This is a genomic window from Lutibacter sp., from assembly GCF_013041805.1.
Taxonomy (GTDB): Bacteria; Bacteroidota; Bacteroidia; order Flavobacteriales; family Flavobacteriaceae; genus Lutibacter.
The window spans coordinates 1-12,160 of sequence record NZ_JABDRI010000005.1; the positions used below are offsets into that span (position 1 = coordinate 1).

Annotated in this window: 11 protein-coding genes and 1 pseudogene; 7 read left to right on the plus strand and 5 right to left on the minus strand. The window is 29.8% G+C overall.

What is annotated here, in order from left to right; translation table 11 throughout:
- The 3 genes and pseudogenes from HKP59_RS00410 to HKP59_RS00420 form a co-directional block, all read right to left on the minus strand.
- Positions 1–2,209, minus strand: a pseudogene (locus HKP59_RS00410) (hypothetical protein); the annotation flags it as partial.
- Between the two features lie 62 nt (positions 2,210–2,271).
- On the minus strand, positions 2,272–3,099 hold the full coding sequence (locus HKP59_RS00415) for an ABC transporter permease subunit (RefSeq protein WP_291802511.1): 828 nt from the start codon (positions 3,097–3,099) through the stop codon (positions 2,272–2,274).
- 1 nt (position 3,100) lies between these two features.
- Entirely contained in the window at positions 3,101–4,003 is a 903-nt protein-coding gene (locus tag HKP59_RS00420; protein ID WP_291802512.1) for an ATP-binding cassette domain-containing protein, read from the minus strand.
- Positions 4,004–4,094: 91 nt separating this feature from the next.
- Here HKP59_RS00420 and HKP59_RS00425 point away from each other — a divergent pair, with 91 nt between their 5' ends.
- Positions 4,095–5,156, plus strand: coding sequence for a hypothetical protein (locus tag HKP59_RS00425; RefSeq protein ID WP_291802513.1), 1,062 nt, complete (start codon positions 4,095–4,097; stop codon positions 5,154–5,156).
- On the opposite strand, the gene HKP59_RS00430 is transcribed toward HKP59_RS00425, so the two are convergent.
- Positions 5,153–5,653: a hypothetical protein gene (locus HKP59_RS00430; RefSeq protein WP_291802515.1), complete on the minus strand. Its 501-nt coding sequence runs from the start codon at positions 5,651–5,653 to the stop codon at positions 5,153–5,155. The two genes, HKP59_RS00425 and HKP59_RS00430, sit on opposite strands and share 4 nt — an antisense overlap.
- Positions 5,654–5,731: 78 nt before the next feature.
- Between HKP59_RS00430 and HKP59_RS00435 the strand changes: the two genes are divergently transcribed.
- The 4 genes from HKP59_RS00435 (at position 5,732) to HKP59_RS00450 (ending at position 9,429) form a co-directional block, all read left to right on the plus strand.
- A complete protein-coding gene (locus HKP59_RS00435) occupies positions 5,732–6,148 on the plus strand; it encodes a PaaI family thioesterase (protein WP_291802516.1) in 417 nt (138 codons plus the stop codon).
- 53 nt (positions 6,149–6,201) lie between these two features.
- The gene (locus tag HKP59_RS00440) at positions 6,202–7,272 is read left to right on the plus strand and encodes a chorismate-binding protein (protein ID WP_291802518.1); all 1,071 of its coding nucleotides are present in this window, start codon (positions 6,202–6,204) and stop codon (positions 7,270–7,272) included.
- A 63-nt stretch (positions 7,273–7,335) separates the two neighbouring features.
- A complete protein-coding gene (gene menD / locus HKP59_RS00445) occupies positions 7,336–9,003 on the plus strand; it encodes a 2-succinyl-5-enolpyruvyl-6-hydroxy-3-cyclohexene-1-carboxylic-acid synthase (protein ID WP_291802520.1) in 1,668 nt (555 codons plus the stop codon).
- A gap of 3 nt (positions 9,004–9,006) precedes the next feature.
- Positions 9,007–9,429, plus strand: coding sequence for a DNA-binding protein (locus HKP59_RS00450; RefSeq protein WP_291802522.1), 423 nt, complete (start codon positions 9,007–9,009; stop codon positions 9,427–9,429).
- A gap of 23 nt (positions 9,430–9,452) precedes the next feature.
- Here the strand turns inward: HKP59_RS00450 and HKP59_RS00455 are convergent, their stop codons facing one another.
- Positions 9,453–10,649 carry an alpha/beta hydrolase-fold protein gene (locus tag HKP59_RS00455; protein WP_291802524.1) on the minus strand — a complete coding sequence of 399 codons (1,197 nt, stop codon included), beginning with the start codon at positions 10,647–10,649 and terminating at the stop codon, positions 9,453–9,455.
- 111 nt (positions 10,650–10,760) lie between these two features.
- Here HKP59_RS00455 and HKP59_RS00460 point away from each other — a divergent pair, with 111 nt between their 5' ends.
- The gene (locus tag HKP59_RS00460) at positions 10,761–11,600 is read left to right on the plus strand and encodes a 1,4-dihydroxy-2-naphthoyl-CoA synthase (RefSeq protein WP_291802525.1); all 840 of its coding nucleotides are present in this window, start codon (positions 10,761–10,763) and stop codon (positions 11,598–11,600) included.
- Positions 11,601–11,670: 70 nt separating this feature from the next.
- On the plus strand, positions 11,671–12,160 hold a 490-nt coding region (locus HKP59_RS00465; protein ID WP_291802526.1), incomplete at its 3' end, for a glycerophosphodiester phosphodiesterase family protein.

A 12,160-nucleotide genomic window follows, 5' to 3' on the forward strand; every position in this document is an offset into this window, starting at 1 on the left:
CATCAGCATAAAATTCAAAAGTTTCGTGTTGATAATTTGCAGAAATTAGTTCGTTGGCTTCATTTAAATTAAAAAAGCTAAACCCGTCATTCGCTAAATTATCGTCACATTGTTCAAGAGTTACCACTGTATGTAGTAAAATAGGTAAGGAGTATACTTCAATGTCAAAATTTGAAATCGTAAAGCAACTCGAATTTGAGTTATTACTAATTTTTATATAAATAGTTTGTATGATTGTTGTGTTTTGAAACGATGAAGAATTTAAAATTTCATTTGTTAATAATGAATCAGAAAAATATTGAATTGTAAAATCTGTTGGTGATTGTCCATTCAAAATTTCTAACTCTTTTTCTTTTAAGTCGAAAATAATTAAACCATCGGTATCCGTTCCAATAGATGTGTTATCACATTTTCCTAAACTTGAAATGGTTGCTGGTGGATTTGGAGTTTCAAAAACTTCAATGGTAAAACTTCTAGTATCAAAACATACAGGGTTTTTAATATTATGAATACGTGCAATAATAGTATCCAAGCCAAAAGCAGAGCTATTTGTATAAGGGTTTATAATTTCATTGATATTGGCATCAGCATCAGACTGATTTTTAAAATAACTAACTTTATAATTCAAAGGATTTTGTCCATTTAAAACTTCAGAATCTTTTAAGTTTTGCAGATCAAACGTTGAAAAACCATCATTATCAATATCGCATTCTTTTATATTTTCAGGTTGATAAGCAGTAGGTACGTCAAATACTTTGATGCTAAATTCACCTTCTAGTGTGCTTACGTTACCGCAAATATCTGTTTGCCCAACTATAAGTTTATAAGTGCCGTCAATCGCGGGTGTAATATTAGAAAACAATAGGTTATTCGCATTAGAAAAAGGAGTTGTATTTCTATTTAAATACCAATCATAAGTTATTGTAGTTCCAGTTAAAGGTTCAGGTGTTATATTCAAATTATCACCTGCACAGAAATTAATGGTTTGGTCATTTAAAATATTGATATTACCGTTAGAATCCTCACTTGAAATTTCAATTTGGGAAAATATAGAAGCAATAAAGGGGGGTAATCCTTGAGTAGAATTATTTCCTCCTAGAGAAATCGCTTCGTGGATATAATTACAAGCAATCCCATCATTTTCGGGATTTTCAATAACACCTAATGAGGGTAACCCAATATTATACGATTCAGAAAGTGCTCTATATATTTTTTGATCAGGCCCTAATTGCAAACCACCTCTATATAAATTTTGATAGTCTATAAGTACTCTCGAATTATTTATATCAACAATATTATTAGAGCTAATATCAAATTGATATAATACAGATAAGTGATTGTTTGGATCGTTCCATTCTGTTGGAATGTTACTAAAAAAATCATTTGATGCAGTTACATATAATTTTTCACTATTTGCAGAAAATTCTAATCCATATGGATTATTTGGAAGATTTACATCTAAAGAAAGAACTTTCGCATTTGAAACTGTGCCATCGTTAGCATTAAAGTCATACAAGTAAATAAATGTATCACTCATATGTGCAATCGCAACTTTTTTACCATTCGGAGATATTTTTAAATAACCTCTTCTGTCATTTGCGAAATATTGACTTGGACTTTTTACGGGGTTTACAGCTACGCCAGAACTCGAAACTTTATAAGCGTAAAATTCATCTTCAACATATGATAATACCCAATATGTGTTGCATTCTTGACCTTTTATGGCAGCAACTTTTTCGGTCCACTCTGTAAATCTTCCTTCAGATAAATCAACTGGTCCGGCTACAACGCTCCCTAATCCACTATTTGTATTCATATCAATGGTGTAATAATCAAACCCATAATCACCTCCATTTACTCTTGAGCCTACAGTAAAAAGATAGTACCGCGTCATACTTCCAGGTTTGGGTATAATCATTGCAGATTGTGTACTTGAAGGATCACCTTTTAATCCTGTACCGCCTGGCATAATAGTATGATCTTTTGTCCAAACAGTTGTACCATCTGAATAAAATAATAAATTACCACTACTATCTGAAAAAGAGGAACATCCTTCGAAGGTGTTTAGTTGTCCATCGTTTAATGCTTGTGGTGTTCCACTATTAAAATCTAAGCCAGCATTTTCTCCAAAATACCAAACATTTGCTTCTTTCTGAGCAAAGGCATGAATTGTTATTAGTAGAAAAATAATTGATACTATTTTTTTCATTTAGAGAAATATCATTTAATATTTTCCAAATGTAACAATATCTACTAAAATGTAATAATTATTTATAGATCTCTCTTTTTTAATAAAGCATATGAAAGGTAAATAAAAATAGCTGACCAACTTAATACTATGATTAGGTCAAGTGGTTGTACCGAAAAATCTTTCGATAAATCTTCTCCAACTTGCTTCGCAACAGTTTGAACAGCACTTAAACGGGTAAAAGGCTCTTTAATAAGGTTTGCCATGGCTTCCAATGGAAGAAATTGCATAATTTGATCTACATAATCTTCAAATTTCCAATAAGACATTCCTTTAATAAAACCTTCAAACATAGCCCATACTAGCATAGCTCCAACAGCAAAAGCACTTCTTTTAACCAAGATTCCTAAAAATAATCCAAATGAAAAGAAACCTACTAATTTTACAAAAAATGCGAATAAATATTCTAAATCATCGGTGACTATTGAAAATTCATTAAAATCAGAATAAATATACCCAAGTACAATTGAGACTAAAAATACAAATAATGTAGAAACACCCGCTAATAATACCACCGTATAAAACTTGGATAAAACAAATTCTTTTTTACTTAAGCCATCAATTAAATTTTGTTTTAATGTTTTATTACTGTACTCGTTTGCCATCATTGAAACAATAACAAGTAATAAAAAGAATTTAAAAATAGATGCCATATAAGTGTTAAAATGCCATATATATGGGAAATTAAATATCCCTTGTTCTGCTAAGTGAAATTTTATAGGGCCAATATCAAATTTAATTGCTGCAATTAGTGCTATTGATGTTAATAGGACAAAATAAATTAGTATTAAAACTCTACTAGCTCTATTATATTTTAGTTTATGGATTTCTATATTAAGGAGTCGTAGCATGCTAGTTTTTGTTTGTTAAGGTTAAGAATTGTTGTTCCAAACTAGGTTTTCTCTTAACTAAATGTGAAAGGACTATACCATTTTTAAAAATATAGCTATTAATTTCAGAGGCAGAAATTGGTTTACTTAGGGTTGCAATTATTTTTAGTTCTTCATCTACTTTTGCTGAAATAACACCTTCAAAGTTATTTAGTAGTTCTATTAATTTTTCTGAGTCGTTTTCAGTTTTTAGTTCAAATAAACCATGTGAAGCTGTCATTTCGTCAACTCTTCCAGAATATAGTTTGATACCTTCTCTAATCACTACAACATGCGAACATACTTTCTCTACTTCATCTAATAAATGCGATGCTAATAAAATAGTAGTGCCATTACTAGCAATATCTTTTATTATTTTTCTAATTTCATGAATTCCTTGAGGATCTAAACCGTTTGTAGGCTCATCTAAAATTAAAATTTCAGGGTCATTTAAAAGTGCAGATGCAATAGCTAAACGTTGTTTCATTCCTAAAGAAAAAGTTTTAAACTTACTATTTCTTCGTTCATATAAATTTACCGTTTTTAGCTTTTCTTCAATTCGTGAAAATGGAATTTCTTTTATTTTGCATACTAATTTCAAGTTTTGAATAGCACTCATATATGGATAAAAGTTTGGGCGCTCTATAATTGCCCCCACTTTTTTTAAAGCTTCATGCGTAGATAAACTGCCATCGAACCAATTAAAACTTCCGGATGTTTTATTAACAACATTGAGAATAATTCCTAGCGTGGTTGATTTTCCACTTCCATTTGGACCTAAAATACCGTAGACATTTCCCTTTTTAATGTCAAAAGATAAATTATTTACAGCATGAATGTTCCCAAATTTTTTATTAAGTTGGTGAATAGATATGATTGTTTCCAATATTTTTTTGTTTAGTATAAAATTAAGACGAGTTTTATGGAAAATTGTTACAGCAATATACTAAATTTGAAATAAATATGTGATGTAGCTTATGGATGAAAAATTAATTTCAAAGAAAAAACCGCCTTTTCCAATTAATGAGAAGTTGTACAATTATTTAACGGAATACAATAGAAATATTAAAATTCCAGTTTTTTATGATGATCTACTTCGATTTGATGGAGGTGTTGAGGTGTATGATAAAAACGGAGAAGATACGCTTTGGATTAGAGTTTATTATTCTGAACATGAACGCGATGAAATTGATTTAAGCTTGAAACGGATGTACATGATTTTACATGGAGATGGAACAGAAGATTCACTTCCTTTTTTAACAATTGACGGTATTGATTATTGTACGTTTGGAAATTCAAAACCATTTAGAGTAAAAGTTAGAAACATACTTAATGATAACCATACCTATTTATACGTTAAAAAAGCTGATGCTTCTCGTGTTTATGGACTAGAGTTAGAGCATATTTTATCACCCAATAATATTAATTTCTTGGTGTATAAAGATACCTTAATTGAAGAGCATGTTTTGGGTATTCCCGGCGATCAATTTTTAGTTGAAAATATGGATAGTGTTTCTGTTAGAGGAAAAAAAAGATTATCAAAAGAATTTGTAAAATTTAATGAACGTTGTATGATTCGATTGTTAGGAGATATGCGTTCATATAACTATGTAATTGTGGCTTCTTACGATTTTGATCAAGTAGAATATCGTATGCGGGCTATGGATTTTGACCAACAAAGTTATGAAGGGAATTTAAAAGTTTATTTTCCTCAATTTTTTAAAGAAAATTATCCATTTGTTAAAATGGTTACAGATAATTTACAAGAAGAATCTATTGAACAATACAAAAAAGAAGAGCGGTCTGCTATTGCACGACGATTAAGAGGTGCACAGGACAGAGTGAATGATTTATTAGATTGTATGGTTCATGATAAAATTTCAACCGTAAATAATATAAATCAACTTAAGATGGACTTGTACGAGTATACTAGGGATATAAAGTTTAAAGAATGCAAATCTATGGGTGAAATTTTAAAAGTAGCTTTTGCTTTTGTTACGAGAAATTACGAAAATGTAAATGCGTACATTATTCATTAATAATTTTCAAAATCAAAATCATCTATATTTTCAAAACCATTTTCGTCATCAAAAGAATCAAAGTCATCTGCTAGTTTTTCAGATTTAAACTCTTTTTCAGGTGCTTCATCTGGCACATTCCCAAATGAAAGTGCTATTATTGGTAAATTATCAATCGTAGTATCTTTTATTTCCGTTAGCTCAACAAAAAATGTCCACAAAGCCATAAAGTCATAAACATAAATTAGTTTATCACCTATTTTAGTGAAAGCATCAGTTACCATAAAAGTTTTCATTGAAATTGAATCGCCGAAATCTGACATGTCAAATAAAGGAATTTCATCTCCTTGTTCCCAATTTTCATCAGTTCTGTAAAAAGAAGCCATTTCTTGTCCCTTAAAACCAAAAGATTTTGCAATAGTAAAGTGTAATTCTTCTAGATTAATTGATTTATCAACAATTAAATCTCTAATTACGTCATCTTTAACATCTAAAATAATTCTAATTCTATACGCCATTCTAATAAAATACAATTCGTTTGCAAAGGTACTATTTAAACTTTTAAATTCTTATTTTTACACTCTAACAATTTTTTTATGGGTAAAAAAGAAGCAATTTTAGAGTCGTTAAATGCCATGTGTAAAAATACATTAATGGAGACTTTGATTATTAAATATATTGATTTAGGTGAAGATTATTTGGTTGCATCTATGCCAGTTAATTCCAGAGTGCATCAACCTGATGGTATTTTGAATGGAGGCGCTACTATGGCTTTAGCCGAAAGTGTTGGTAGTCCAACATCTTTATTAGCTATTGATATGGATAAGTTTAGTGTTCGAGGTATTGAGTTTTCTGCAAATCATTTACGCAGTGCTAAAAGTGGAATTATTACCGCTACTGGTAGAATAATTCACAAAGGAAAAACAATTCATTTAGTTGAAATTAAAGTTGAAGATGAGCGGGGTCGGGTAATTTCTATTTGTAAATTAACCAACTATATTTTAGCTAAATAGTAACTTAAAAGAGTAAATTTAAAATATATTTTTCACAATTAAATTCACACTAATTGCAAAAGGAAATAACATCATTTTTTAATAAAGTAAAACAAGCTTATGACTTAAATTTTCCATTTGTGGTTTTCAGAAAACCAAATGAAAAATTAATAACAGGCTATTTTCAGAACTCAAAAGAGTTAAATTTTTTATCTTCTTTTTCTGAGCAAGGTTTCGTTTTTGCTCCTTTCGATAAAAACCAAAAAAAGATATTTTTTTCAAAGGATCAGTCAACAAAAATAACATCTGAAATTTCTCAAGAAGAATTTAAAGATTTGGTTGTAACTTCTTCAATATTTAAAGATAATTTGAATGAAACTTCAAAAGAAAATCATATTCAATTAGTGCAAAAAGGAATTAATTTTATTAATAAGGGAAATGCAAAAAAAATAGTTCTGTCAAGAAAGGAGCATATTAAAATTCAAGATTTAGATGTTTTTGATGTGTATAAAAAAATGTTATACAATTATCAAAATGCATTTGTGTATTTATGGTATCATCCATCCATTGGGTTGTGGATGGGAGCAACGCCCGAGCGTTTACTGAGTGTGGCTGATAGTACTTTTAAAACAATGGCATTGGCAGGAACTCAATTGAATGAAAAAGGTGTGAATAGTGTTTGGAAGGATAAAGAGCAGCAAGAACAAAAGTTTGTAACAGATTTTATTTTTGAAAGTACAAAACCCTATTTAAATAGTATTAAAATCTCAGCCCCTTATACTGTTGAAGCGGGAAATGTAGTGCATATAAGAACAGATATTTCGGGTGATTTAATTTCACCTAATTTATTAAGTGAATTGGTTAGTTCATTACATCCAACCCCTGCTATTTGTGGGCTGCCTAAAGCTATTGCAACAGAATTTATTTTAAAAAATGAAGCTTATAACAGATCATATTATTCTGGATTTTTAGGTGAAATTAATAATGAAAATAGCACAGAGTTGTTTGTTAATTTGCGTTGTATGGAGTTAAAAAACAAAGAAGCCGTTATTTATATCGGAGGTGGTATTACTAAAGATAGTATTGCAGAAAATGAATGGAAAGAAACGGTTGCAAAATCTAAAGTTATGAAAAAAGTTTTGTAATTAGTTTATCGCTAGATGTACAATTACTTTCCGTAACTTTGCAACTTTAAATTATAAGTTTGAATGCCAAAATTTCCCAAAAATATTTTAGCTCAGCAGGTTGTTAAAAATTGTGTTAATTATAACATTAATACGGTTGTTATTTCGCCAGGTTCTAGAAATGCGCCTTTAATTGTTGGTTTTAATGAAGCTGAAGGTATTGAAACTTTGTCAATTGTAGACGAGCGGTCTGCTGCTTTTTTTGCATTGGGAATTGCACAACAAATACGAAAACCAGTTGCGTTATTATGTACATCGGGATCGGCATTATTAAATTATTATCCAGCAATTGCAGAAGCTTTTTATAGTAATATACCTTTAATTGTTATTTCGGCAGATAGACCAAAGCATCTAATTGATGTAGGTGATGGTCAAACAATTCGTCAAGAGAATGTATTTGAAAACCATATATTGTATTCAGCTAATTTAGGTTTTGGAGAAGATAATGAAAAAATTGTAAAGGCTATTTTAACAGCCTCAGATAAAAAGGGTCCAGTTCATATAAATGTTCCTTTTGATGAACCTTTGTATGAATTTGAAGAAATAAGTTTTTCTAAACGTGAAGAAAAAATAGAGATAAAAGAAAGCTTAATTGATGAAATTCCACTAGAGGTAAATGAACTTCAAAAATTTGCAGATATTTGGAATGCTTCTGAAAAAAAAATTGTGCTTGTTGGAGAGCATTTTCCTGATGAATTATTACAAATACAGTTAGAACATTTGGTTAAAGATCCATCGGTGTTAGTATTGGTGGAAAACACAACGAATGTTGCTCATTCAAAATTTATAAACAGTATAGATAAACTTATTTTTCCTTTAGGTGAAGAAGAACTTGAACTATTTCAGCCAGAAATACTATTAACATTAGGAGGGTTAATTGTTTCAAAAAAAATAAAACAACATTTAAGAAGATTTCAACCAAAACACCATTGGCATAGTGATGCTAAAAGAGCATTTAATACGTTTCAATGTTTAGAGCATCATTTTAAAGTTTCACCACAATTATTTTTTAGTCAATTTTTCTTTTTGACCAAAAATGTTGAAAGTAACTATCAACAGTATTGGTTACAAAAAAAGGCTTTCAGGCTAAATAGACATAAAGAATTTATTGAAAATTGTGAGTTTTCAGATTTAAAAGTTTTTAGCAAATTATTAGTCTCCGTACCAATTAATTCACAATTGCAATTGAGTAATAGTTCAGTTATTAGATATGCTCAATTATTTGATATTGATAAGTCAATACGAGTATTTTGTAACAGGGGAACTAGTGGTATTGATGGAAGTACAAGTACCGCTATTGGTGCCTCTTATGTGGTAAAAGAAAATACAGTATTTATTACTGGTGATATCAGTTTTTTTTATGATAGTAATGCTTTATGGAATAATTATATTTTAAATACCTTTAGAATTATCGTTATAAATAATGGAGGAGGAGGTATCTTTAGATTTATTCCTGGACCGAAAAAATCTCAGTCATTAGATTATTTTGAAACGCCACATAAATTAACAGCCAAGCATTTATGTGCTATGTATAATTTGGAGTATTTAACTGCTACAAATGAAGTTGATTTGGAAAATCAGCTTTCTTGTTTTTATGAAAAATCAGAAACTCCAAAATTGTTAGAAATAGTTACACCAAGAGAAAAAAACGATATGATATTGAAATCATATTTTGATAATTTAAAAGAATAGTAAATGGATTTAAAAGTAGGAGATAAGGTAGATTTATTAGTTGTAAGAAATACAGGTATTGGTTTTACAGTATTAGTAAATGAAGAATTTGAAGGATTGTTGTATAAAAATGAACTGTATCAAAAAATTGAAGAAGGTCAAAAATTAGTAGGATATCTAAAGAAGATTAGAGAAGATGAAAAATTGGATGTTAGTTTACAACCAGTAGGATTTAAAAATGTGATTGTTAAGAATGAAATTGCTATTTTGAAGGCTTTAAAAAAAGAAGGTGGATTTATAGGATTGCATGATAAAAGTTCGCCAGATGATATTAAATATCAGTTAGGAATGAGCAAAAAAGCATTTAAAAATGCTGTTGGAGGATTATTTAGACAAAAATTAATTACAATTTCTGAAGAAGGTATTAGTTTAATTTATGTAGAGTAAATAAAGATATTTTATTTTTATGATTAATTCTCATTTTCATTTGGCATTTCAATGAAAGTGCCATCACGTTTTTTAAGAACTCTTTCAATATTTTCATAATAACCGTCTGCATTTGGATCCCCCTCAGGTAATTTCATATAGCCACTTTTATAATACCTTAATGCGAGTTTTAGTTTGTTTCCAGTTTCATAATAGCGACCAATATAGTAATCTCCAATAGGTGATTCTTTATATAATTTATTAATCATATCACCAAAGTTTTTTAGATAATCACCATTCTCTTTGTCTAAAATTATAGGTTCAATTGCAAAAATGTCTCGCTCTCTAATTTTTAAATTACTACCAAATAAGTAATCTATTTCTATATATTTATTTTCTAAGTATGCAATAGCATCAGCAGGAGATAAATGTTTAATATTTGCTTCAAATTCTTCTTTAGAAATTGCAGAATATAACTCAAATATAAATGCCATAGCACTTGGAATAGATTGCCCTATTGATGCAACTTTTGTACTATTGTCAAATAAGTCGTATTTATATTTAAATTTCGGATTTGTAGTAGTTACTAGTAAATCATTTATTGAGGTAATAACATTATTCCATTTCTCTAAATTGTATTTTCCATTGCTTACATAATAATAAATATTTTCGTCGCTTACTTGTTGGCTTTTGCTTTGGATCATTAATGGCATATCCATAGCAAAATAGGGATTTACATTTATATAGGCATTAAAAGCTGGGTAATCCTCAATTAAAAAATAGTTAATAAAATTGGCAGTTAAAGTGTTACCAATAATTGTTTTAAAAGGTGAGACTCTATAATTTTCTTCAAAATAATCTAATAGTTCACCTCTAATAAATCTGTAAAAGGCTTCACCTTGTTCAGTCGGGAAACTATTCTCTTCAAGATAAGAGCAGTCTTCATATCTCTCATTATAATAATTTTGATTAATTCCTACAATAATCTGTTCAGGGGCTTTTTCTTTATTAGCAAAAAGTATTGAATTGCCTACATAAACATCAAATAAATATTCTGCATCTAATACGATTGTTAAAGGATATAACTTGGTTGAATCGGCTTGATAACTTGGCGGAATGTAAACTTTTAAATATCTATCATTGTTTAATTCAATTGAATTAAATTTTTTTGTTTGAATATTTTGAGAATATATTGTTGAGGAAAAGACTACAATTACTATTATAACTAATACTTTGTTCATGGAGTTTTTTGTTTTTTTTTTGGATTATACCCAAGCAATTATTTAAGTAATATGGATATTATATTTTAATAACCACTAAATTAATTTATTTTTACATTAAAATTAGAGTTAATGAGTAAAATTAATTGGAAGGTAGTAAAAGAATTTGAAGATATAACCTATAAAAAGTGTAATGGAGTTGCCAGGATAGCATTTAACAGGCCTAATGTAAGAAATGCATTTAGACCCAAAACAACCAGCGAATTGTTAGAAGCTTTTCATGATGCGCAAGAAGATTTAAATATTGGAGTAGTATTGCTAAGTGCCGAAGGACCAAGTACTAAAGATGGTGTTTATAGTTTTTGTAGTGGTGGCGATCAACGAGCTCGTGGACATCAAGGGTATGTGGGAGAAGATAATTACCATAGATTGAATATTTTAGATGTACAACGTTTAATTCGGTTTATGCCAAAAGTTGTGATTGCCGTTGTGCCAGGTTGGGCTGTTGGTGGAGGACATAGTTTACACGTAGTTTGCGATATGACCTTAGCAAGTAAAGAACACGCTATTTTTAAACAAACCGATGCCGATGTAACTAGTTTTGATGGTGGTTATGGTTCAGCGTATTTAGCAAAAATGGTTGGGCAAAAGAAAGCGCGTGAAATATTTTTCTTAGGAAGAAATTATTCAGCACAAGAGGCTTTTGAAATGGGCATGGTAAATGCAGTTGTTCCACATGAAGAGTTAGAAAATACTGCTTACGAATGGGCGCAAGAAGTGTTGGGGAAATCTCCAACATCTATAAAAATGCTGAAATTTGCCATGAATTTAACTGATGATGGAATGGTTGGACAGCAAGTATTCGCTGGTGAAGCCACTCGTTTAGCGTATATGACCGACGAGGCAAAAGAAGGAAGAAATGCCTTTTTAGAAAAACGGAAACCCAATTTTGATAAAAAGTATTTGCCGTAGGATTCAAATAATATACGATAACAAGTAATTTCAAGATAAAATGGCACAAAAAATATTAAAATAATAAATCATGAAAAAACTATTTGTTCAAATCCTAGTAATTACATTTCTTTTTGGAGGATGTGCTGAAACAAGCAAGCAAGAGAATACATTACAAACTTTTTTTAGGTATACTGAGAATAGTGAAATATTAATTAGTGCTCATCGTGGAGGGAAAGGTTATGCAGGTTATCCTGAAAATTGTTTAGAAACGTTGAAATACATCAAAAAGCACATTCCCAATACACTATTTGAAATTGATGTAGCAAAAAGTAAAGACAGTGTTTTACTACTTATGCACGACAATTCGCTTGAGAGAACAACAACCGGTTTTGGCAGGGTTGATGAAAACAACTGGCAAACAATATCGCAACTCAAACTTAAAGATGATTTTGGCGCTATTACCGATTTTAAAATTCCATTATTTAAGGATGTTTTGGATTGGGCAAAAAAAGAAAACGCCATCCTCACCGTTGACATTAAACGAAGTGTTGATCCTGAAATTATACTTCGTTTTATAG

Coding starts and splice junctions, on each gene's coding strand:
- HKP59_RS00415 (WP_291802511.1), bottom strand. CDS start 3,099: ATGCTACGACTCCTTAATATAGAAATCCATAAACTAAAATATAATAGA.
- HKP59_RS00425 (WP_291802513.1), top strand. CDS start 4,095: ATGGATGAAAAATTAATTTCAAAGAAAAAACCGCCTTTTCCAATTAAT.
- HKP59_RS00430 (WP_291802515.1), bottom strand. CDS start 5,653: ATGGCGTATAGAATTAGAATTATTTTAGATGTTAAAGATGACGTAATT.
- HKP59_RS00435 (WP_291802516.1), top strand. CDS start 5,732: ATGGGTAAAAAAGAAGCAATTTTAGAGTCGTTAAATGCCATGTGTAAA.
- menD (WP_291802520.1), top strand. CDS start 7,336: ATGCCAAAATTTCCCAAAAATATTTTAGCTCAGCAGGTTGTTAAAAAT.
- HKP59_RS00450 (WP_291802522.1), top strand. CDS start 9,007: ATGGATTTAAAAGTAGGAGATAAGGTAGATTTATTAGTTGTAAGAAAT.
- HKP59_RS00455 (WP_291802524.1), bottom strand. CDS start 10,649: ATGAACAAAGTATTAGTTATAATAGTAATTGTAGTCTTTTCCTCAACA.
- HKP59_RS00460 (WP_291802525.1), top strand. CDS start 10,761: ATGAGTAAAATTAATTGGAAGGTAGTAAAAGAATTTGAAGATATAACC.